19 protein-coding genes and 1 tRNA gene are annotated in these 22,784 nt (G+C 61.6%); 10 read left to right on the forward strand and 10 right to left on the reverse strand.

What is annotated here, in order from left to right; genetic code table 11:
- The 4 genes from FB555_RS05850 to FB555_RS05865 form a co-directional block, all read left to right on the forward strand.
- Nucleotides 1-2,272, forward strand: a 2,272-nt coding sequence (locus tag FB555_RS05850) for a DNA topoisomerase (protein WP_182484548.1), incomplete at its 5' end; no start/stop codon positions are given.
- Nucleotides 2,269-2,889, forward strand: a complete 621-nt coding sequence (gene tmk, locus FB555_RS05855; protein WP_182484549.1) for a dTMP kinase — start codon at nt 2,269-2,271, stop codon at nt 2,887-2,889. The genes FB555_RS05850 and tmk, both read left to right, overlap by 4 nt.
- 64 nt (nt 2,890-2,953) lie before the next feature.
- On the forward strand, nt 2,954-4,165 hold the full coding sequence (locus FB555_RS05860; RefSeq protein ID WP_182484550.1) for a DNA polymerase III subunit delta': 1,212 nt from the start codon (nt 2,954-2,956) through the stop codon (nt 4,163-4,165).
- Complete coding sequence (locus FB555_RS05865) at nt 4,165-5,754, forward strand: alpha/beta hydrolase (protein WP_182484551.1); 1,590 nt, start codon at nt 4,165-4,167, stop codon at nt 5,752-5,754. Before FB555_RS05860 ends, FB555_RS05865 begins: the two co-directional genes overlap by 1 nt.
- Before the next feature lie 15 nt (nt 5,755-5,769).
- Here FB555_RS05865 and FB555_RS05870 read toward each other — a convergent pair whose 3' ends face one another.
- The 3 genes from FB555_RS05870 to FB555_RS05880 are packed head-to-tail and all read right to left on the reverse strand — an operon-like array spanning nt 5,770 to nt 8,219.
- Nucleotides 5,770-7,017: an MFS transporter gene (locus FB555_RS05870; protein WP_182484552.1), complete on the reverse strand. Its 1,248-nt coding sequence runs from the start codon at nt 7,015-7,017 to the stop codon at nt 5,770-5,772.
- Complete coding sequence (locus FB555_RS05875) at nt 7,017-7,820, reverse strand: M48 family metalloprotease (RefSeq protein WP_182484553.1); 804 nt, start codon at nt 7,818-7,820, stop codon at nt 7,017-7,019. Before FB555_RS05875 ends, FB555_RS05870 begins: the two co-directional genes overlap by 1 nt.
- A gap of 9 nt (nt 7,821-7,829) precedes the next feature.
- The gene (locus FB555_RS05880; RefSeq protein ID WP_182484554.1) at nt 7,830-8,219 is read right to left on the reverse strand and encodes a BlaI/MecI/CopY family transcriptional regulator; all 390 of its coding nucleotides are present in this window, start codon (nt 8,217-8,219) and stop codon (nt 7,830-7,832) included.
- A gap of 99 nt (nt 8,220-8,318) precedes the next feature.
- Here FB555_RS05880 and FB555_RS05885 point away from each other — a divergent pair, with 99 nt between their 5' ends.
- The 4 genes from FB555_RS05885 to FB555_RS05900 all read left to right on the forward strand — a co-directional run bounded on the left by FB555_RS05885 (nt 8,319) and on the right by FB555_RS05900 (nt 10,891).
- A complete protein-coding gene (locus FB555_RS05885; RefSeq protein WP_182484555.1) occupies nt 8,319-8,909 on the forward strand; it encodes a copper chaperone PCu(A)C in 591 nt (196 codons plus the stop codon).
- 42 nt (nt 8,910-8,951) lie between these two features.
- Complete coding sequence (locus FB555_RS05890) at nt 8,952-10,142, forward strand: Dyp-type peroxidase (RefSeq protein ID WP_343046416.1); 1,191 nt, start codon at nt 8,952-8,954, stop codon at nt 10,140-10,142.
- Nucleotides 10,142-10,753 carry a copper resistance CopC family protein gene (locus FB555_RS05895; RefSeq protein ID WP_182484556.1) on the forward strand — a complete coding sequence of 204 codons (612 nt, stop codon included), beginning with the start codon at nt 10,142-10,144 and terminating at the stop codon, nt 10,751-10,753. The genes FB555_RS05890 and FB555_RS05895 overlap by 1 nt, the downstream gene beginning before the upstream one ends.
- 62 nt (nt 10,754-10,815) lie before the next feature.
- Nucleotides 10,816-10,891 (forward strand) — tRNA-Thr (locus FB555_RS05900).
- Nucleotides 10,892-10,911: 20 nt separating this feature from the next.
- On the opposite strand, the gene FB555_RS05905 is transcribed toward FB555_RS05900, so the two are convergent.
- Nucleotides 10,912-12,549 (reverse strand): thiamine pyrophosphate-dependent enzyme, encoded by a 1,638-nt coding sequence (locus FB555_RS05905; RefSeq protein ID WP_182484557.1) that lies wholly within the window; start codon nt 12,547-12,549, stop codon nt 10,912-10,914.
- Between the two features lie 185 nt (nt 12,550-12,734).
- Here FB555_RS05905 and FB555_RS05910 point away from each other — a divergent pair, with 185 nt between their 5' ends.
- Nucleotides 12,735-14,192, forward strand: a complete 1,458-nt coding sequence (locus FB555_RS05910) for a benzaldehyde dehydrogenase (protein ID WP_182484558.1) — start codon at nt 12,735-12,737, stop codon at nt 14,190-14,192.
- A 42-nt stretch (nt 14,193-14,234) separates the two neighbouring features.
- On the forward strand, nt 14,235-15,146 hold the full coding sequence (locus FB555_RS05915) for a malate dehydrogenase (RefSeq protein ID WP_182484559.1): 912 nt from the start codon (nt 14,235-14,237) through the stop codon (nt 15,144-15,146).
- 233 nt (nt 15,147-15,379) lie between these two features.
- Here the strand turns inward: FB555_RS05915 and hpaD are convergent, their stop codons facing one another.
- The 6 genes from hpaD to FB555_RS05945 all read right to left on the reverse strand — a co-directional run bounded on the left by hpaD (nt 15,380) and on the right by FB555_RS05945 (nt 22,681).
- Nucleotides 15,380-16,453, reverse strand: coding sequence for a 3,4-dihydroxyphenylacetate 2,3-dioxygenase (hpaD, locus tag FB555_RS05920; RefSeq protein WP_182484560.1), 1,074 nt, complete (start codon nt 16,451-16,453; stop codon nt 15,380-15,382).
- A gap of 33 nt (nt 16,454-16,486) precedes the next feature.
- Entirely contained in the window at nt 16,487-18,040 is a 1,554-nt protein-coding gene (locus FB555_RS05925) for an aldehyde dehydrogenase (protein WP_182484561.1), read from the reverse strand.
- A gap of 2 nt (nt 18,041-18,042) precedes the next feature.
- Entirely contained in the window at nt 18,043-18,990 is a 948-nt protein-coding gene (gene dapA, locus FB555_RS05930) for a 4-hydroxy-tetrahydrodipicolinate synthase (protein WP_182484562.1), read from the reverse strand.
- 43 nt (nt 18,991-19,033) lie between these two features.
- Nucleotides 19,034-19,738 (reverse strand): GntR family transcriptional regulator, encoded by a 705-nt coding sequence (locus FB555_RS05935; RefSeq protein ID WP_182484746.1) that lies wholly within the window; start codon nt 19,736-19,738, stop codon nt 19,034-19,036.
- Nucleotides 19,735-21,201 (reverse strand): fumarylacetoacetate hydrolase family protein, encoded by a 1,467-nt coding sequence (locus FB555_RS05940; protein WP_182484563.1) that lies wholly within the window; start codon nt 21,199-21,201, stop codon nt 19,735-19,737. The genes FB555_RS05935 and FB555_RS05940 overlap by 4 nt, the downstream gene beginning before the upstream one ends.
- Before the next feature lie 91 nt (nt 21,202-21,292).
- Nucleotides 21,293-22,681: an amidase family protein gene (locus FB555_RS05945; RefSeq protein ID WP_182484564.1), complete on the reverse strand. Its 1,389-nt coding sequence runs from the start codon at nt 22,679-22,681 to the stop codon at nt 21,293-21,295.
- Nucleotides 22,682-22,784: the final 103 nt, after the last annotated feature.

Raw genomic sequence — 22,784 nt, forward strand, 5'->3', positions numbered from 1 at the left:
TGACAACGGAACCCTGGCCGCCAGAGCCCGCGCTCTCAGTGAAACCGAGGCCCGCAGCTTGACCGATGCCATGCGGTTGCCTTCCGCCAGCTGCACGGTTACGAAGCTTGAAACGAAGCCCTACTCGAAGCGCCCTGCGGCGCCGTTTACGACTTCCACACTGCAACAAGAGGGTGTCAACAAGCTCGGCTTCTCCTCCCGTCAGACCATGAGCGTCGCTCAGCGTCTGTATGAAAACGGTCACATTACCTATATGCGAACCGACTCGCCTTCGCTCTCGGCCCAGGCCATGAACGCGGCGCGCTCGCAGGCTGTCTCCATGTATGGTGCCGATCAGGTTCCGGATGCTCCCCGCCTCTACTCCGGCAAGAACAAGAGCGCTCAGGAAGCCCACGAGGCAATTCGCCCCGCCGGCGAAACGTTCAAGACGCCGGCCGAACTCTCCACCGTGTTGCGCGGCGAAGAACTGAAACTCTACGAGCTCATCTGGAAGCGCACCGTCGCCTCCCAGATGGCAGATGCCAAAGGCCAGACCGCCACCGTCACCATCGCGGCCGAGGCCGATGGTTTCGACACGGCCGAGTTCACGGCGAGTGGAACTGTCATCACGTTCCGCGGTTTCATGAACGCCTACGAGGAAGAAATTGCGGTGGAGCGCAACGCCCAAGACACCCAAGATGACGCCAAGCTTCCTCAGATGACCGAGGGGCAGGTGCTGGTTTTGGCAGAGGTCACCGCCAAGGGTCACGACACGACGCCTCCCGCTCGATACACCGAGGCATCCATTGTTAAAAAGCTCGAAGAGCTGGGTATCGGTCGCCCATCGACCTATGCCTCGACCATTTCGACGATTATGGACCGCGGTTATGTGACCTCCAAGGGCAAGGCCCTCGTGCCGAGCTGGATTGCATTCGTCGTCGTTCGTTTGATGGAAGAAAGCTTCGCCGACCTCGTCTCCTACGACTTCACAGCCGCCATGGAAGACGACCTCGACCGCATCGCGAACGGCATGGCCGACCGCGGCGAGTGGCTGAAAGATTTCTACTTTGGGGCCGGCGAACAACGCGGACTTCTGGCCACGGCCGAAAACCTCATCACCAGCGACAAGCAGAGCCTGAACTCGGTGGTCATTGCCGATGACATCACCCTGCGCATCTGGCCCACCAACGCGTACCTCGAGATTGATGAGCCCGGCGCCGATGAAGAAGAACCCAAGCGCAAGATTTACCTGCCCGAGGGCATGGCGCCGGATGAACTGACCGAAGCCCGCGCCCGCGAACTTGCCGCGGCTCCCGTTGCCGGTGACCGCGTGCTGGGAATCAATCCCGATAACGGCAAGCAGGTCGTGGCCAAGGACGGTCGCTTCGGCCCCTATGTCACCGAGGTCGATCTGGAACTCGCGGCCGCAGCCGCGGAGGCCGAGAAGACGGAAGCTCTGGCCGCCAAGGAATTGGCAGCGGCGAACACCACCGTTGATCCCGTGACCGGAGAGGTCATCGAGCCCAAGGCTCCGAAAAAGAAGGCCAAGGTTGCGCCCCCCAAGGAGCGCACGGCTTCGTTGTTCAAATCGATGGATCCTTCCACCGTTGATTTTGAAACCGCTCTCAGCCTGTTGAATCTTCCGCGCGAGGTGGGTGCCGACCCCGAGACCGGCGACATGATTTTGGCGCAAAACGGTCGCTTTGGGGCGTACCTGAAAAAGGGAACCGACACGCGTTCGCTCGATAACGAGAGCCAGATCTTCGGCATCGACCTGGCCGGAGCCCTCGAGAAGTTCGCTCAGCCCAAGTACGGAGCCCGTCAGGGCGCTTCCTCCATTGCCGAGTTTGAGGCCGATCCCACCAGCGGCAAGGCGATCAAGGTGAAAGATGGCCGCTTTGGCCCCTACGTCACCGACGGGGAGACCAACGCCACGATTCCTCGCGGCGAAAAGGTCGAAGAGGTCGACTACGAGCGTGCCATCGAGCTGCTCGCGGAGAAGCGGGCGAAGGGTCCGGCGGTTCCTCGTGCCAAGAAGGCTCCCGCCAAAAAGGCTGCGGTCAAGAAGCCTGCCGCCTCGGCAGCTAAGAAGCCCGCCGTTCGTAAGTCCGCGGTCAAGAAGCCTGCGGCAAAAACTGCCGCCTCGACGACGGCAAACACTATTCGCAAGGGAACGGCCGCCAAGCGAACGCCCGTTGTCAAGACTGGTTTGCCCTCCCGCGCTGGTGCCGGTGCCAGCGCCGGTTCCGAATCTGGCGCCCGGGTACCCACATTCAAGGATGCGGGTCAATGACCCGACTCTTCGTCACCTTTGAGGGCGGGGATGGCGTGGGCAAGTCCACGCAGGTTCGCTTGCTTGCAGCGTGGCTAGAGGAGCGTGGGGAGACGGTTGTTTCCACGCGGGAACCCGGCGGAACAGACGTCGGTCTCGAGGTACGTGAGCTCGTGTTGCACCACCGGGGTGACATTTCGCCCCGCGCCGAAGCCCTGCTGTACGCGGCAGATCGCGCCCATCACATTGCCACGCTCGTGCGTCCGGCACTCGAGCGCGGCGAGGTCGTCATTCAGGATCGCTACATCGACTCCTCCGTGGCATACCAGGGTGCCGGGCGCGTTTTAGATTCGGCCGAGATTCGTTCGCTGTCGCTGTGGGCCACCGAGAACCTCGTGCCCGACGTCACCATCCTGCTGGACCTCGACGAGCGTCTCGCACGGGAGCGTTTGACCTCGGATGCCAAAGTTTTCGATCGGCTGGAGAACGAGAAATCCGAATTTCACGAACGTGTTCGTTCCGGATTTCTGGCACTGGCTTCCGCTGAACCTGAGCGGTTCCAGGTGCTGAACGCGGAGGCTTCTGTGGAGGAGCTTGCGGCGAGCATCCGTGCCCGCATCGAACCGTTATTGTCTTAGCCTTCCCCTTTTTTTGTCAGCAAGACGTCACGTATTCGGCGCGGGTGACGGGTAGCCTTATTCCATGAGCGTGTGGGATGAGCTGGTCGGCCAGAAAGAGGCCATTGCCGTCTTTCGCGCGGCGGCAGAATCCGGGTTGGCGGTGTCGCCGGGCAGGGTTCAAGCCGGTGTCGACACCGTAGGCAAGGCTGCCTCGATGAATGACGCGTCGATGACCCACTCGTGGCTGGTGACCGGTCCTCCCGGTTCGGGGCGCTCAAACTTGGCCTACGCTTTCGCCGCGGCATTGCTGTGTCGTAACGGCGGATGCGGGGACTGCCCCGACTGCAAGCAGGTTGCTGCCCGAACGCATCCGGATTTGGCGACCCTCACCACTGAAGCCGTCATCATCAAGATTGAAGATGTGCGTGAGCTGGTTCGTGGTTCACAATTTTCTCCGGCGGTTTCGCGTTATCGCGTGATCGTTATTGAGGATGCCGACCGCATGGCTGAGCGCACCTCCAACGTGTTGCTCAAGGCGCTCGAGGAGCCACCGGAGCGCACCGTGTGGATTTTGTGTGCCCCGAGTGAAGCCGATCTGATCCCCACGATTCGGTCGCGCGTGCGTTCCGTGCGGCTGCGGGTGCCGAGCATCCCCGATGTTGCTGAGTTGATCATGGCTCGCGATGGCGTTACCAACGAGGTGGCCGAGCGCGCTGCTCGCCACGCCCAGAGCCACATTGGCATGGCGCACCGCCTCGCCACCAACCCTGAGGCGCACACCCGCCGCGATGAAACGTTGCGGCTCGCGTTAGGGCTTTCCGGCGTTCGGGACGCGGTTTTGGCCGCCGCGCGCATGATCGAAATCGCCACCGATGACGCCAAGGCGCTCACCGATGAGCGTGACGCCAGCGAGCTCGAAAGCACTCGGCGCTCCATGGGGGTTGCCACCGGTGACGCCGTTCCGGCCCAGCTGCGTTCGCACATCAAGAACCTCGAGGATCACCAAAAGCGCCGCGCCACGCGCTCCCTGCGCGATGGCCTCGATCGCATTTTGGTCGACCTCCTCTCGCTGTATCGCGATATTTTGCGGCTCCAATTGGGCGTCGAAACGAGTCTCATCAACGAAGAGCTGGAGGCCGGCCTGCGCGCCGCCGCCACGGCCCGCACGGCCGCCGACACCCTCGCCACCATGGAGGCCATCGGGGTGGCCCGCACCCGCATCGACTCCAACGTGAGCCCAGTGCTCGCCATTGAGGCGCTCATGATTCGTGCGGCTCGAAAGGAAGCCGCCTGATGCGCCGCTGGAACCTCCAATTAAGCCTCCGATCAAGCCTCGCGGTGGCACTCTCCACCACGCTGCTCGTGGGGCTTTCGGCCTGTATTCCTTCCTTCCCCAATATCTCCGTGGACATGGGGACGAGGACTGCCGAAAAACTAGACCCCGCCGTCGCGTCCTTTTACGAGCAACAACTGACGTGGGGAACCTGTGCTCCGGATGCCGCCGGTACTCCGGTCGCTGCGGTTATGCAGTGCACGCGGGTTAGCGCGCCCATTGACTGGGCGAAGCCCGCAGGGGAGACCGTGAGTCTGGCGCTCATCCGCCATGAATCCACGAAGAAAAATTCTCTCGGATCACTATTTGTGAATCCCGGAGGTCCCGGCGGATCTGGCCTCAACTTTATTCGGGATTCGTTGGACTACGCGGTCGGCAAACCCCTTCAAGAAAGTTATGACATCGTGGGATTCGACCCCCGCGGAGTCGGGCAATCAACGCCTGTCACGTGCTACACCGATCCAACCCAGACTGATGATTTGCTCTACGGCCTTACTCCGGCTGCCCGCGGCAGCGACGAGTGGATTGCCGCCCGCGAAGCGTCAGCTCGTGATTTTGCGGCCGCCTGCGCGGCCAATACCGGCGCGCTGCTCGCCCATGTCGATACCGTCAGTGCCGCCAAGGACCTCGACATGCTGCGCTACGCCCTCGGCAATACGCACCTTAACTACCTTGGCTACTCCTACGGCACCCTGCTGGGAGCCACGTACGCCGACCTTTTCCCCACGCATGTTGGACGTATGGTTCTGGATGGCGCCCTTGATCCCTCCTCCTCGGGCGCGGATGTCACGCTCACCCAGGCAGTGGGCTTCGAGAACGCACTTCGCTCCTACCTTGCCTGGTGTCTCTCGCAAACCGAGTGCCCCGTAGCGGGGGACGGAAACGTGGATTCAGCCCTGGCCGACATCACAGCGCTACTGGCCAACATCGATACCAACCCCATCTTGCCCTCGGGAACCGAGACGCGAACCCTTGGTGCTGACACGGTCGTGACGGCCATCATCGCTCCGCTCTATGACAAAACGGCGTGGAGCTACCTCTCAACGGTGCTGGCGGCAGCCCAGGCCCGCACGGCCGCGCCGGTTTTTGAATCCGCCGACTGGTACAACGGGCGCGATGGTTCGGGCACCTACCGTGATAACTCGACCGAAGCTTTTCTGGCCATTAACTGTCTCGACTATCCGGCTTCCGCCGATGTCGCCTCCTGGCGAACGGATGCCGCTGCGCTCAGTGCCTCTGCCCCGGTAATTGGTCCCTACTTCGGTTTTGGTGATGCGACGTGCGCCAATTGGCCCTACCCCGCCACCCGCACCCCCGCACCGATTGCCGCGGTGGGTTCGCCCGACATCCTCGTTATTGGAACCACCGGAGACCCCGCGACCCCGTATCAGTGGGCCGTCAACCTCTCAGGGCAGCTGTCGAGGGGGCATCTTGTGAGCTATGCGGGCGAGGGACACACGGCGTATAACAAGTCGAATTCCTGCGTGGATGATGCGGTCGTCGCGTTCTTCGTGTCCAGCGTTGTGCCCGCCACCGATCCGAAATGTTAGGAGCCCGGCAGCTTCCTAGAGGCGTTTAGCGAAAACCGGTGACAGAAGCACGACAATGAGCCCCACGAGGGGGACGAGGAGCAGTCCGGCTCGTAGCCCGAACTGATCGGCGATGGCACCCACAATCAGGGGGGAGCTAAAGGCACCGATCCGCATGAGCCAGGTGACGAGGGTCAGTCCCGTTCCGGTCCGAAATCCGGGGAGCTCGTTGGCCGCATGCATGGCGGCCGGAATCAACGTCGCTACGCCGAAACCGGCAGTCGCAAAACCGACAATGGTTGAGGGAGTGCTCGGGAAGGCAAGCGCGACTCCCATCCCCAGCATCATGATCGCCGCTCCGCAGAGCGTGATGGCGCGTTGCCCAAACCGATTGACGGCGTAATCGCCCGTGATGCGTCCAAGGAATTGCGCACTCAGGAAGGCGATGAGCCCCAGGCCGACCAGCGAGGACGGGGTCGCGATCTCGTTGTTCAGATAGAACGTCGACCACGTTATTCCGGCATCTTCGACGATCATGCCACCGATTGCCATGATGGCCAAGATTGCCAGTGCAATCCATTTTGGTGAACGGGCGGGACTACCCTGTCGGGCGATCGCGACGGTATTTTCGCCAGCGGGCAGATCAGAGTTTAGCTCCGACCTCAGTTCTGTGCCGTGCAACATGAAGCGATACGCGAGCAGGCTGAGGGCAGTAAAGACGAGCCCTGAGAATGCTAGATGGATGCCGAGCGGGATATCCAGAGCGGCAGCAGCAGCTCCCATGGCCCCGCCGAGGACGGCACCGACGCTCCAGCCCGCGTGAAAAGAGTTCAGAATCGAGGACCCATAGATCTTCTGCACGCGAAGGCCCTGGGCATTCTGGGCAACGTCGGTCAAGGCATCCATGGCACCGGCAAAAAAAAGCGCTGAAGCTAGCAGAATCCAAGATGGGGCCAACCCGGCGCAGAGCATGCCGAGGCTGAGTAACAACGTCGCAACGACGGCTACGCGGGCGGAGCCGAATCGGCGGATCCCCACGCCAGCCAGGAGGCCAAAAACGATGGCGCCGACAGGGAATGCGGCTACGGCAGCGCCGAAATCAAGGTAGGTGAGATTGAGGGCATCTTTGATCTGGGGATAACGCGGCAGGATGTTGGCAAGGAGTGCGCCGTTTGTAACGAAGAGGAGCGTCACCGCGAGACGGGCGGTGCGAACCTGGGGTCGTGAAAGGGTGACGTCGGGATGTCGACCCGCGGGGACCCAGGAAAGACTCCGTCGCGACATCAGTGGACCGCCCTTCGCGCAGCGCGCTTACGCAAACGCGCGACTCGTTCGGTGATGTCGGGATTCTTAGGAAAGGCGGCCAGCAGGGCGTCGGCCACAATATCCGGGCCATATTTTTTCGTGGCAAAGGCGCACGCTACGTCATCCGCGATGAGCTCAGTGGCAATGCGGGTGGCCTGCGCCATGCGAGTGCTGGCCGAGAAAACGGGAGCCACGGCAACGGCGAGCTGGCCAATTCCGCGGAGGGCTGCGTGGTGCTCGCGCAGGTGCGTCTGTTCGTGTTCGACGGCGGCTTCCAACTGAGGAACCGTGAGGGCGTCGCGCAAGCTGGTGGTGAGCAAGACGTGGTGCCGCGCGGGAAGTGCCCCGAGAACGCGCAGCGGGGACTCGACAAGCAGAACGGTACGGGTGCCCACGGTGAGAGGCACCGCCCCTGTAAGGAGCATCAGCAGGCGAAGATTGCGAGCGTTTGTATCGGCGCGCAACTCCTGAGCGGCAACACCGAGGCGAAAGGCGATGAGACCGAACGCGGCGATGGCTGCCCAGCCGAGCATCGTGTCGATCGTGGGTCCCAGCCAGTCGTGGTTGGTGATGTGCTCGACATGATGACGGAGGGCTCGACCCACGAGAGTGCCGAGGGCCACCGTGAGGCTGGTCAGCGAAATAAGGAGGGCCGACATCCAGAGATTGAGGACTAGTCGCGGATGTTCTGACACCAATACGGGCCGGGCCAAGACCCAGGGGGCCAAAAACGTTACTCCCACATAGGTGAGTAGCAAGGCCACGATGGCGAGAGGCTCCATCTAAGGAGGTTACTCGCTGGCGAGCCCGTCGGCCGGCTCGCCAGCGGGCTCGATAGCCGCTCGCAAGAACTGGCGGTCTTCCTCGGAGAGAGCGCCGGCGAAGAGGAGGAGGGCAGCGGTGCGATCGTCAGCACCATGCAGCGCGGTGCTCATCGTCTCGGTGATATCGAGCACGCGACTCCGCGTAGCGGAAAAAACGTGGCTGCGTCCACTGGTGGCTTCGCGCACCACAGAACCTTTGGCGCGCATTCGATCGAGCACGGTGATGACGGTGGTGATGGCGGGAACCTTGACTGTGAAGGAGGCCTGAACTTCGCGGGCAGTGAGAGGCCCGGAAGCATTCCAGAGCACGTTCATGAGATCGGCTTCAAGCTCGCCGCGGTTGCGAGAGGTGGTCATGATGGCGGCTCCTTTTGCATTTTCTACAACTCGTAGAATAATGTGGTCGTACTACACATTGTAGAATGAATTCTGAGGTAAAAGGAAACTATTTCGCTCATGACGATGACAATAATTGCGAAGCGCACCCTCGCTTTCGCGACTCTCACTATGGCCGCCCTCGCGCTCGCGGGGTGCACGTCGGCCGCGGCAGTCTCCACGCACACTCCTGAGGCCGACGCCGCTGTGGTTCCCACCTTCACCGATGTGTGGGTCAAGGCTGCTCCCGAGCTCATGGGCGGCACCGGCATGACGGCTCTCTTCGGTGTCTTCGAAAACCCCAGCCATGACGACATCACCATCCTTGGGGGAACGGCGGATGCTGCGCTGACGACCACCAAGCTTGACACTCACGAGGTTGTTCAAAACGATGCCGGCGAGATGGTGATGCAGGAAAAGAAAGATGGCATCGTCATCCCAGCTCATGGTTCCGTCACGCTGAAGCCTGGCAGTTACCACATCATGTTCTGGGATCTTAAGAAGCCCATCGCCGTGGGAGACACCATTACGATCACGGTGAACTTCTCCAACGGTACGAGTGCCACGGTCGATGCGGTTGCACGCGACATTGCGAACGCTAACGAGACCTACGACCCCAAGGCTGACACCGGTGCGACCCCCGCTCCGTCATCCACCATGAACATGGGTTAGCCGCTGTCTGCCCCCGAAACGCCAGGAACTTCCCGCCGTGCTGTGACGCGACGGGGTTTCCTGCTGTCCGCTGGTACGACGACGGGGGCCTTCGCGCTCGGCGCCGGAGTCGGAGTCGCGGCAAACGCCGCAGTGGCGTTGAGAGCCGACACGGCTGTGGGAGCCGCCACCGTTAATTTTTACGGCGCCCACCAAGCCGGTATCGAGACGCCTTTTCAGGCGCACGGCGTTTTTCTCGGGTTTGACCTCAAGCGTGATACCACTCACGTCATGGCCCGTCGCATGATGGAGCTCCTCACCGATGACGCGGCTCGCTTGGCGCAAGGGGACCCGGCCCTGCCCGACAATGACCCCTACCTCGCCGAAAAACCGGCCCGACTCACGGCGACCTTCGGCTTCGGCCCGGGATTCTTCACCAAGCTGGGGCTGTCGTCACAGATCCCCGCGGGCTTCGCTGATCTCCCCGCTTATCGCATCGACAAACTTGTTCCCGAGTACAGCGGCAGCGACCTCGTCATCAGTATTGGCTCAGATGACCCCCTGACTCTGGCCCACGCGGTGCGCCAACTGACCCGCACCGCCCGGAGTTTCTCGAGCATCCGCTGGTCCCAGAAGGGATTTGTGCGCAGTCAGGGTGTTGCTCCGGCAACCCAGACAAACCGCAATCTCTTTGGACAAGTCGACGGCACTATCAACCCGGCGCCCGGAACTGAGGCCTTTGCGGGGCAGGTTTGGGCCGAGGGGAGCCCATCGTGGTTTGCCGGCGGAACGCAACTCGTTTTGCGCCGCATTGCCATGAACCTCGACACATGGGACAAGTTGGACGAGGGTGGCAAAGAGATTTCCGTCGGTCGCAAGCTCAGCAACGGGGCGCCGCTGACCGGGGTGCACGAGTTCGATGCTGCCGATATGGAAGCGAAAAATTCTGCAGGCCTCAGTGTTATTCCCGACTTCGCGCACATGCGCCGTGCCAGAACGGATAACCCCAAAGAGAAATTCTTGCGGCGGCCACTGAACTATGACGACGGTATTTTGCTCGACGGCACCAGTAATTCTGGCCTCCTATTCGCGGCCTACATGGCGAACATCCAGACGCAATATCTGCCCGTTCAACAGCGTCTGGTTGATCTTGATTTGCTGAACACCTGGACGACGCCGATAGGCTCGGCCGTATACGCCCTTCCGCCAGGATGCCTTCCCGGTGGCTTTATTGGAGAAGGACTACTTTCCTAATGCACAAAACTCTCGTCACCCTGGGGGCCCTCATTGCCGGTCTCACTCTCGCGTTCGGCAGTGCCAGCGCAGCTACTGCGCACAGTGAACTCGAAGGGTCCGTCCCCGCTCAGGGCTCCACGGTAAGCACGGTGACCGAGCTTGTTTTGACCTTTGGTGAAGCGGTTGTGCCGGATTACTCCACGGTCGTTCTGGCCAATTCTGCCGGCATCTCGGTAGAGCTCGGTGCGCCAACCTACGACACCACGGCCACCGTCATGACAATCCCCATCACCTCGGGGGCCCTTCCCAATGGCGACTACATCGCTGGTTTCCGTATTGTCTCCGTGGACGGTCATCCTATTTCTGGGGAAATTGACTACACGGTAGCCGGTTCGGATGTGCCGGCTTTCGTTGTACCGACTCCCTCTGACTCGGCAACCGAAGCTGCAACCCAGGGACCCGTCGTCACCGACGGCACCACCGAAACCGTCACTCTCACAAGGGCCAATGATGGCCCCAACGTTCTCGTTGTCGTGGGCACCATCTTCGCGGCCCTCGTGGCTCTCGGTCTCGTGACCGTTGTGCTCCTCGTTGCCATCCGCCGCAACCGCGCAAAGGCCACAGAGTAGGTTTTCACCAACAGCGCCCAGAGGATAGGATTAGTCTCTGTTGCGCCGTCACGGCTTAACATGCCGCCTTAGCTCAGTTGGTAGAGCAATTCACTCGTAATGAATAGGTCGCGAGTTCGACTCTCGCAGGCGGCCCCACGTTCAAAAAATTGCAAGCTCTACGGGGCGAAGTGCTGCTCTGGCTCCACGTCGACAACGAGTACCAGCGGTTCTGTGCGGTCCGCGAGGTCGGCCACGGCGCTCGTGAGAACGTTTTCCAGGGTGCCGTAGTCACTGAGTCGTTGACTAGTGCAACCGAGACTCGCTGCCAAGGCGACGAAATCGATGGCGTCGAAGGCCGGCCACGCTGGGGGCGCGGAGCTCGCACGTTCGGCCAAGCGGTCCATGACGGCATAGCGTTCGTTGTTCAGGATCACGAACAGAGTGCCCACGTTGTAGTGGCCAGCGCTCCAGAGGCCTTGGATGTTGTAGAGCGCCGAACCATCTCCCAGCACTGCAACGACCGGGCGCTTCGGGTTTCCCATGCGCAAGCCGATTGCGGCCGGAAGCCCAAAGCCGAGGCCGCCCATTGCGGCACTCACGAAGCCCAGCGGCGAGCGTGCCGGCATGAGCTCATGCATGTCGGGGCGAGAGGAGGGGGTCTCCTCGACGACGATGGCATCGGCAGGCAACAGCGCCCCCAACAGTGCCATGACATGCGAAGCGCGGATGGGCTCGCTGGCCTTCGGGGGCGCAGGGGCCGCTCGGTGCGGCGGAATCACCGTGCGTGGGGACGGGACGAGGGCGACGAGATCCCGAAGGTCCGCAAGCGCCGGGGCAGGATCGGCAATGACCACGACAGAAGCGCGACTGCGGTGGGCCTCGTCGGTGTCTTCGGTAACGAGGAGAACCGTTGCGCCCTCGTCAAACATGGCGCCGGGTTCAAAGTTGTACTGACGAAAAACGGGAGCACCGACGGCCAAAATAACGTCGTACCCGACAAGCTGGCCACGAAGCGTTGACCGCGCTGCCGAGAGGAACCCCGCGAAAAGAGGATGATCCTGAGGGAAACCGGGGCGTGCGCCGAACGACTCCTGATAGACGGGGAGCTGAAGTTTCTCGGCAAGGGCAACGGCTGCCGTCCATCCGTCATCGGTGGCATTGCCGCTTCCAACCACCAGGACGGGGTTCGTGGCGGCATCGAGGTGTGTGGCGAGCTCGGTGAGAGCCGCGGGGGAGGCAAGACGGTCGGAATGAACGAGGTCGGGGGCCGCGAGAACGTGCGTGAGGTCGTAGGGCGCGAGCCAGTCATCCATGGGAACGATGACCACGGCCGGCCCGCGGTGGGTCGTGGCCTCGTGGAATGCTCGGGCAATGGCGGCAGGAACATCCTGGGCTGTTATGGGCTCATTGAACCAGACGGGGTAATCGCCCAGAAGGCCCCGAAGGCGACCCGCCAAAAAAGGTTGCGTGGCAAGGTGACGGCGATCCTGCTGGCCAACGATGATGACCAGTGGCGCCCTATTGACGCGTGCCGTGGCGATCGCGCCCACGGCGTTGCCGAGACCAGCGGTGGTGTGGACGACGACAAGGGCCGCATGATCGGTCGCCAAAGCGTGCCCGGTGGCCATTCCCACGACCGAGCCCTCATGCAGGGCAAGGATGAATTCGAGGTCTTCGGGGAGGTCAGCGAGCAGCGTAATCTCGGTCGAGCCGGGGTTGGCAAACATGCGAGTCAACCCGTGAGTTCGGAGAATATCGAACGCGGCATCGCGAACGGTAGGCACAGGGACTGGCTGGATTTTGGGCTCTGACATGGAGGCGAGGCTACAGGGGCGGGCGGGATTAGGGAATAGCTCCTGCGAAGCTCAGCGCGCTCTGTGTACTCGCTGACAAAACCTTTGCACGCATGGACAAATGGAGGGGGTTCCCCCGGATTAGTGTCATGCTTGAACGACTGTGAATTTCGACGGCAGTGCCGCCACTCGTCTTAGGAGAAGTTATGACCTTGCTCGACCCCGCTCTGTGGAATGACAAAATTTTTATCAACGGATGGGTTGCCGGCAACGGTGGCACGCGTGACGTTGTTGCCCCAGCCACGGGCGAGAAGCTGGGATCGTTGGGTCTTGCGTCTGTCGAGGACGTTGCCGCTGCGGCAACCGCTGCATCGGCCGCGCAGAAGCTCTGGGCTGCAAAGAAGCCTGAGGAGCGAGCAGCCGTCTTACGCAAGGCGGGCGACTTGTGGGAACTTCACGCTGCTGAAGTTCAGGAGTGGCTCGTCAAGGAGGCCGGTTCGATTCCCCCCAAAGCGGGGCTCGAAACCCATATCGCGGCAAACGAGTGCTTTGAGGCAGCAGGGCTTCCCTCGCACCCCATGGGAAATGTGCTTCCCTCGAACGAGGCCCGCTGGAGCATGTCGCGCAAGCGCCCGGTCGGTGTCGTCACGGTTATTGCCCCCTTCAACTTCCCGCTCATTCTCTCGATTCGTTCGGTTGCCCCGGCGATTGCGCTGGGTAACGCTGTCCTTTTGAAGCCAGATCCTCGTACCGCAGTAAGTGCCGGTGTCTCTCTGGTTCGTATCTTCCAAGAGGCGGGGTTGCCCGATGGCGTTCTGCAACTGGTCAACGGCGGCGTTGACGTTGGCGAAGCCGTTGTTTCAGCAGCCGAAGTCCGAGTTGTCTCATTCACGGGTTCGACCGCAGCCGGTCGCAAGGTTGGCGAATTGGGTGCCCGTCACCTGAAGCGCACCCACCTTGAGCTGGGGGGCAACAACGCTCTGATTATTCTTCCGGGAGCGGACCTCGCCAAGGCGGCATCCGCCGGCGCATTTGGATCCTTTATGCACCAGGGCCAGATTTGCATGACCACGGGGCGTCACATCGTGCACGAATCTTTGCATGATGAGTATGTGGCGCTGCTGTCTGAGAAGGCGTCGCACCTTCCCGTTGGTGACCCGTCCACGCAACAGGTTGCTTTGGGTCCCATCATTGACGCGAACCAGACGGCCCGCATTCAATCGATTGTGGACGCCACGGTCGCCGCGGGCGCAACCCTGTCAGCCGGGGGAACCCACGAAGGCAACTTCTACAAGCCCACCGTCCTCACCGACGTCACTCCGACCATGAGTGCGTGGAAAGACGAGATCTTTGGCCCCGTCGCCCCCGTTATGAAGTTTTCGACGATTGAAGAAGCTATCGCGTTGGCTTCCGACAGTGACTACGGACTCTCTCTCGGAATTCTCGGTGATGTTGGTGAGGCAATGAAGATTGCGGATGCCATCCCCAGCGGAATCATTCACATCAATGAGCAGACTGTTTCTGACGAGGCCAATGCGCCTTTCGGTGGCGTTGGCTCGTCGGGAACGGGTTCTCGCTTTGGCGGTGCCGAGGCGAACATTGAGGCCTTCACAGAGACGCAGTGGTTGACGCTTCGCCCGGACATCGCGTCGTACCCGTTCTAGATCGATTCGTCTTCTGACGAATATCAGTGAGGTGGCACCACCATGAAGATCGTTCTCATTGGCGGAGCCGGCGGTATCGGTTCATCCGTTGCTTTCAACCTGCTGCGCACGCAGACACCGTACGACATCGTCGTCGTCGATAACCGCGACAACATGATCACGTCGCACGTAATGGACCTCCAAGATGCGCTCTCCCTCGGAGGCGCGCGGTCCATTCGCGGCGGCACGGCATCCGATGCCCTGGATGCTGACATTGTGGTGGTCAGTGCTGCTGTCCCCTTGCGGCTGAACACCTCTCGGGACGTTTTTCTGCACGACAACGCGAGCCTCCTCGCCGGCATCGTCGACCCGCTCGTTGCCAGCGGGTGGAGTGGGGTTTTCATTCTGATGACGAATCCCGTCGACCCGCTGCTCACCTGGCTCTCGCGTCGCACCGGTTGGTCTCGCAATCATTTGCTCGGGTACACCCTCAACGACACGCAGCGATTCCGAACGGGCATTGCAGTGGCTCTGGGCATCGCGCCCCAAACGGTGACCGGGGTCGTCGTTGGCGAGCACGGAGCAGGGCAAGTCCCGGTCTGGAGCAGCGTGCGCGTGAATGGCAAGCCTGTCACGCTCACATCCGCCCAGCGTGACATCGTGCTCGACTACATCGACAACTGGTACATCAGGCACGTGGCGTTGGATTCCGCGCGCACCTCCACGTGGAGCTCGGGTCTAGGCGGTGCCCTCATGGTGGAGGCCGTCGTGCATGGAACCGAGGACCCGTTCCCGGCCTCCGTGATTCTCGAGGGCTCCTACGGCGTGATGGGGATCAGCTCATCAACCCCGTGCATTCTGGGGCCGACCGGGCTCGTTCGGGTACTCGAGGAGCCTCTGGAGTCGGAAGAGCTCGCGAAGTTTGCGGGGGTTGCCCGCAAGATTGGCGAGCTCGCCGACTCCATCACCGTCTAGCCGGCGAGCCCACGAGCCCACGAGCCCATGTTTCGCGCCGGGGCCTCTCGGAGTCCCTCGCGGATGCCTTGAGATTTGGTCTCTCGAGTAACAATTTCATCGAGACCTCACGAAATCCGACCTCGCGATGCGGTGGCCCGGATTTCGTGGGATCTCGGCGTCAGATCTCCGAATTAACCCGGATTTCGCGGTGTTTCGCCAGGTCTCGCGGCAGAGGCCGGATTGTGTGGCGCCTAGAGCTGGTGACCTAGCTTGAAGCCGTGCTCCTTGTCGTCCTTGCGCGTGTAGGAGAATCCATCCGCACCGATGGTCTGGGCGAGCTCGCTGGGATCAGCGCGCTCGATGACCGGCTGAGGGTTGCCTTCCAGATCGAGCACGAGGGATGCCTCCGTGTACCAGCTGGGGACCACGGCGTTGCCCCACCAGTCGCGACGCTGGTTGTCGTGGACATCCCACGAAACGCGGGGGTTGTCGGGGTCGCCGGTGTAGTAATCCTGCGTGTAAATCTCGACGCGGTGGCCGTCGGGGTCCCGCAGATAGAGATAGAAGGCGTTCGAGACACCGTGACGACCGGGACCTCGTTCGATGTGATCCGACTTGCGCAGGGCGCCGAGCTTGTCGCAAATGGCGATGATGTTGTGCTTCTCGTGAGTCGAGAAAGCAACGTGGTGCATGCGGGGACCATCGCCTCCAGTCATCGCGGTGTCATGCACGGTGTCTTTGCGGCGAACCCACGCGGCGTAGACAACGCCATCCGAGTCGCTGATGTCTTCGGTGACCTTGAAGCCGAGGTCTTCGACGTAGGCGACCGCGCGGGGAACATCCGGGGTGACCTGGTTGAAGTGATCCAGGCGCACGAGAGCACCGGGAGTCTGAAGGTCATAGGCCCACGCCAAGCGCTCGACGTGAGTTGTCTCGAAGAAGAACTCGTAGGGAAAGCCCAGAGGGTCTTCTACGCGCAGGGAGTCGCCTATGCCCTTGACGAAACCCTCCTTGCGACGCTCAACCTTGCAGCCGAGCTCCTCGTAGTACTTCTGAGCGGCGTCCACGTCGGCGTTACTGCGCACTCGGAAGGAGAACGCGGCAACCGCGGCGATAGGGCCTTTGCGCAGAACGAGGTTGTGGTGAATGAACTCTTCGAACGAGCGCAGGTAGATGGCGTTTTCGTCCTCTTCGGTGACGACGAGACCGAGAATATCGACGTAAAACTCGCGGGATGCGGCGAGGTCGGTGACGACGATTTCCATGTAGGCGCACCGAAGGATGTCGGGTGCCGGCGCTGTGGGGGTGGGGATCGGGTTTGACATGGCTCTCCTCCTTGGGAGTCAGTAGAAAAGGTGTTAGTGCTTGGCGGTGCTGCCGGTGCTGCCGGTGCTGCCGGCGCTGCTGGCGGAACCGTTGCCGACACCGAAGCGCGGGGAGTGAGATTCTTCCAGCGAGATCTGCACCGATTGTTGCGTTGTGTAGAAGTCAATCGAGCGGTAGCCGCCTTCACGCCCGAGGCCCGAGGCCTTGACGCCCCCAAACGGGGTGCGCAGGTCGCGCACGTTGTTGGAGTTCAGCCACACCATTCCTGACTCGATGGCATGTGCGAAGTTGTGCGCACGTTTGAGGTTCGACGTCCACACGTAGGCCGCGAGACCGTACTTGGTGTTGTTGGCGAGTTCGAGGGCTTCTTCATCGGTGTCAAACGGGGTGATGGCAACGACGGGACCGAAGATCTCTTCTTGGAAGATGCGTGCTTCGGGCTTGACGTCGACAAACACGGTCGGGGCAATGAAGTTACCCGTCGGGAATCCTTCAGGGCGCCCACCACCAGCGAGGAGACGACCTTCTCCCTTGCCGATCTCGATATAGCTCATCACCTTATCAAAGTGATTCGGGTGAACCAGGGCACTGATTTCGCTCGCGGCATCGGTGGGAAGCCCCACCACAATGTTGCGGGCGCGTGTCGCGTAGCGCTCAATGAAGTCGTCGTAGATCTCGCGCTGAACGAGCACACGGCTGCCGGCCGTGCAGCGCTCGCCGTTCAGGCTGAACGCGCCAAAGACGGTAGCGTCCAGCGCGGCCTCAAGGTCTGCATCGGCGAAGACCACAGCGGGAGACTTGCCGCCGAGCTCCAATGACAGACTCTTTAGGAGGGGAGCCGCGTTGGTCGAAAGCATGGCACCGGTAGAACTGTCACCAGTGAAGGAAATCAACGGAACGTCGGGGTGCTTGACGAGAGCGTCTCCGGCGATACCGCCGGGGCCGAGGATGAGGTTAAAGACCCCATCGGGCACACCAGCCTCACGAAAGATGTCCGGCCACAGAACGGCCGAGAGCGGCGTGTAGCTAGCGGGCTTCAGCACGACCGTGTTACCGGTTGCCATTGCGGGCCCCAGTTTCCACGACTCCTGCATGAACGGCACATTCCACGGCGTGATGAGCCCAGCAACCCCAATGGGCTTGCGGTTCACGTAGTTCATCTGGCGACCAGGAACCTTGAAGGCGTTGTCCTGTTGGGCGACGATCAGGTCAGCGAAGAAGCGAAAGTTCTCGGCGGCGCGACGAGCCTGACCGAGCGCCTGAGTGATGGGCAAGCCGGAGTCGTAGGACTCGAGTTCTGCGAGCAACGCATCACGCGACTCCACGATGTCGGCGACATTATGAAGGATGCGCGAGCGCTCGCGGGGAAGCATCCGCGGCCACGGGCCCTCGTGAAAGGCACGCTTGGCTGCGGCAACGGCCAAGTTGACATCGGCTTCGCTCGCCGACGCAGCCGTGATGTAGGTCTCGTTTGAGACGGGCTCGAGCACGTCGAATGTGGCACCGTCAAGCGAGTCGACAAATTTGCCATCGATGAAGTGCTGAAGGTGGGCCGGAAGATTTTTGGGGATCGGTTGAATCGTCATGGTTACTTTCTCCGCATGTCGAACTCGGGAAGGACAGGAGTGATCCACTTTTCGCCCTGGGCCAGAAGCTTTTCAATCTTCTCGATGCCGCCGGGAGTGGGAGTGATCAGTGGGGGGCGAACGAGGCCACTCTTCACCAGGCCCATGCGCTCGAGGACATACTTGCCGGGAGCTGGGTTGGTTTCAACGAACAGCAGGTCGACGAGGGGGTGAACGCCATAGTGAATCTCGCGGGCACGCTCGAAGTTACCTTCTTCGTAGGCCCAGAACATATCGGAGACGGCCTGGGGGGCAATGTTCGACAGTGCCGAGATGAAGCCGATGCCGCCCAAGGCGAGCAGGGGGAGGCACAAGAGTTCGATGCCCGACCACATGAGAACGTTGCTGCCGCACAGGTGGAAGACTCTGGAGAAGTGCTCGAAGTCCTTGGTGGTCTCCTTGATGCCGACGATGTTATCGAAGTCACGGTACAAGCGCGCAAAAGTCTCGGGGTCGAGCTCCACGGCGGTGCGACTCGGAACGTTATATGCCACGAGGGGCATATCGGGAAACTCGCGCGCTACGGTCGCATACCATTGGTACAGGGCCTCCTGCGTGGGACGAGCGTAGTAGGGCGTGATGATGAGGGCAGCATCAACACCCATCTCTTGCGCGGCAGCCGTGACCTCGAGCGTCTCGTCAAGCTTGGCGGAACCCGTTCCGGGCATGAAGGGCACGCGATCGCCAATGGCATCGTTAACCGTCTTGATTGCCGCGATGCGTTCGGCCACGGTCTGCGAGCTGGGCTCACCGGTTGAACCGCCAAGCGAGATGCCGTTGGTGCCATTGGCGAGCTGCCAGTTGACGAGGTTCGCCAAGGAATCATGGTCTACGGAACCGTCAGTGTTGAACGGGGTCATGAGCGGCGCGAGGGAGCCGCGCATCGAGCGGGGATCGCTTCTGAACTTCATTGTGAGGTGCCTTTCCAGTGTGGCGTGAGATGTCGGTCAGTCTTTAGGAAACGGAGGGATGTTCGGCGTGGCCGGGAGATTCGAGAAAGGCTCGGAGTGTGCTGAGGCGGTGCTCGCGCGCGGCCAGCTCGATGGTGAGCGCGTCGGCGCCACTCTCAATCAGGCTCAGCAAATCATCGTGCTCGCGCACCGAGTCCTGAGCGCGGCCCGGAATATAGGTGAACATGGATTCGCGAATTGTGGCCAGACGATTCCAGCCACGGTGCACGAGATCAAGAATGTGCAAATTCGAGCAGTGCTCGAAAATCACCGAGTGGAAGTCGTGGTTCAGTGCCGTAAACTGTTTGGCGTCAAACGCCGTGAGGACCTCACGCATCTCGGCATTGATGGCGCGAGCGGAGGCGATATCACTGGCCTCCAAAAAGGGTGCCGCCATGGCTGTGGCCATGCCCTCGACAAGGCTGAGCGTCTCCATGGTGTACCGATATTCACGGGCATCGGTGGCAACGACCTGCGCGCCAACGTTCTGCGTAAACGTGACGAGTCCCTCGGCTTCGAGACGTCGGATGGCTTCGCGAACGGGCACCGCACTGATGTCGAGTTCGGCAGCGGTCTGGCCGAGAACGAGGCGGAATCCTGGTCCGAACGTACCGTTGGTGATGTTGTCCTTGATGTACACGTAGGCCCGCTCGGCCTTGCTGGGAACGAGAGTGTGGGTGACAGCAATCTCTTCCGTCAGGGACGTCATGAGCGTGCCGCCAGCCAGACGACGAACTTCGCTTTCCATGAAGCGTTCATTGGGTACAGGCCGTCGACGCCTTCGCCGCCCGCTACCATCTCGGCGATATAGGTCTCTTCCTGTTCCTGCACAATTGAATCGGCTACAACTTCTTCGATCAGATACGGCGGGATGACGAGCACGCCGTCGGCGTCGCCCACAATTACATCGCCGGGTTGAACCGCTGCGCCACCGCATCCGATAGTGAGATCGAAGTCCCACGGCACGTGGCGACGGCCCAAGACGGCCGGATGACCCCCCGCGTGATAGGTCGGAATATCGAGGGCTGAGACGGCAGCGAGGTCGCGAACCCCACCATCGGTGACAATTCCGGCGGCTCCTTTGATCTGGGCGCGAAGCGCCAGAATGTCGCCCACGGTGCCGGTACCTCTTTCGCCGCGTGCTTCCATGACGAGAACGTCATCGGGGCCGAGAGCATCGAAGGCACGCTTCTGGGCATTGTATCCGCCACCGAATTTCTCAAAGAGGTCTTCGCGATGTGGGATGTAGCGCAGGGTTCGGGCCAGGCCAACCAGGCGAGTCTCGGGCCGGGTCGATTTCAGGCCGTCGATGCTCACATTGTTGAATCCGCGCTTGCGCAGTTGCGAGCTCAGCGTTGCGGTTCCGACGGAGTTGATGCGGGCCTTGAGCTCGGGGGTCAAGGTGCTAGCTACCGGAGTGATTCCGGCGGCTTCGGCAGAGCCCCAGGCCTCGGCCCGCTGGAGGTCGTCGACCTTGGGGCCGGGGCTATAAGCGGGCAGGGGCGCGGTGCCCTCGATGATGGGGGTAACGAGGCGCCCCGTAGTCGGGCTTCCGGATGCCGTGGGCGCGTCCACCTCCACCTCGACGGTGTCGCCGGGAACGACCACGGAAGAGCCCGCAGGGGTTCCGGTCAAGATCACGTCGCCCACCTCCAGAGTCATGAGTTGCGACAAGTCGGAGACGAGCACACTAAAAGGAAAAGCGAGGTCTGTGGTGGTGTCGTCTTGCACGAGTTCACCATTGACCCAGGTGCGCACGCGCAGGGCTGTGGGATCAATCTGGCGGGCGTCGATGACAGACGGACCCATGGGCGTGAAACCGTCACCCCCCTTGGAGCGCAGGTTTGACCCCTTGTCGGCGTAGCGCAGGTCGTAGACACCAAAGTCGTTCGCAGCGGTAATGCCGGAGACGGCAGCCCACCCGTCCTCGGGGGTGACGCGGCGAACTTCGGTACCGATGATGAGTGCAATCTCGCCTTCGAAGGCCAGAAGCTCGGTTCCCGCGGGACGCTCGAGTACTTTCCCGGTCGAGGACAACGATGTCGAAGGCTTAACAAAATAGGAAGGGTGCGCGGGAATGCGACCGCGTTGGGCAATGCGTGAGGGGTAATTCAAGTGCAGGGCAATGATCTTGCCGGGCGTGAATTCGTTGTTCAAGGGAACAACAGTCATGGTCTCTCCGCTTCCTCGCGAGTGGTATTTGAAATCATATACGATTTGGGGCAACCGTCAACCCCTCCCGTACGCAGCGCAGATTGCGGGGTTAGTGCCCCGCCAAAATTGCTTCCAACGTGACCGCGACGGCCAACACATGACGGTCCGCCCCGATGGCGCCTTCAATCCCCAAGCCAATGGGGAGCTGCCCGGCGGCTCGCGGCAGCGGGATGCTGAGCGCAGGCTGACCCGTCAGGCTTCCGGGATCAGTGTTGCGAATTGTGGTGGCGAAGTGCGGCAGAGCGATGCCGTCAATATCCACCGTCGACTCCCCAATGACGGGCGCGGTCACGGGAACGGTGGGGTAGATCAGGGCGTCGAGACTATCTTTCGCAAACGCATTCGCGTAGGCCAACGCGAGAACCTCTTTGGCATCGAGCGCGCTCTCGTAGGCCTCGAACGATACGGGGGCCGCCAGGAGGTTTTCCATGATGGCGCGAACATCGGGAGAGGCAACCTGGGCGGCAACATCCTGAATCGTCAACGAACCGAACGGTTCGGGAAGACTCTGCAGGTACGTGTCGAAGCCGTTCAGGGTTTCGTAGGCAACGACGGGCATGGCAGCGGCCTCGGCAATCGCCTGCGCATCGACAACCTCGGTTTCTATGATCACGACCCCCGCACGTCGAAAAGCCTCAATCGCCTCCTCGGTGGCCACGCGCACCTCCGCGCTCAGCAGGTCGAAGAAGCCGGGCCGAGGGACCCCTAAGCGAATCTGGTCGGCGGTGATGGGGAGCAGCGGAGCATCACCCGTGATGATCGCATCGACCTCGGCCACATCTGCGACCGTGTGGGCGAAGATTCCTGCGGTGTCGCGCGTGGGAGAGAGGGCGATCATGCCCGCTCCGGGATATCTTCCTGTCGTCGGACGCATGCCAACGACGCCGCAGAACGCAGCGGGAATGCGCATTGAGCCGCCCGTGTCATTCCCCACCGCGAAGGCGACGATGCCAGCGGCAACGGCCGCCGCGGATCCACCGCTGGAGCCCCCGGGCACTCGAGTTGGATCCACGGGGTTATGCACGGCCCCAAAAGTCGCGTTGTTGCTGGTGGTCCCGAAGCCCAGTTCGTGCATGCCGACCTTGCCCACCATGTCGGCGCCCGCCTTCCGGATACGGGCAACGACCTCGGCGTCTAACGCGGGAATGGAACCGAGGAGGGCTGGCGTGCCACTGGTGGCCGGGAGTCCGGCCGTCTCGACATTGTCCTTAACTGCGAAAGGGATGCCCGCCAATGGGCCATCGGAGGAACGTGCGACAGCGTCGTCGGCCACCGCCCAAAAGATTCCCAGCGTCGGTTTCGTTTCCACGGCGAGGCGACGAGCTTCGAACGAAACGGCGCGCGCATCCGCCGCCACACGGGCGCGAAAATCAGCAATGGATCCTGACATAACCATGGGATTCTCCTCTTTGAGATCAACAACTTCAGTTTCGACCATGGAGGGCGCGCTCAGCTTGCCGCAGGGAGAAAGCAGGTAGGCGCACCGCGAACTGTTCGCCCGTGGTCAATTCGGACTTCAGGTTCCGACAACCACACGGCCA

The organism is Alpinimonas psychrophila, assembly GCF_014137865.1.
In the GTDB taxonomy this organism is placed as follows: domain Bacteria; phylum Actinomycetota; class Actinomycetes; order Actinomycetales; family Microbacteriaceae; genus Alpinimonas; species Alpinimonas psychrophila.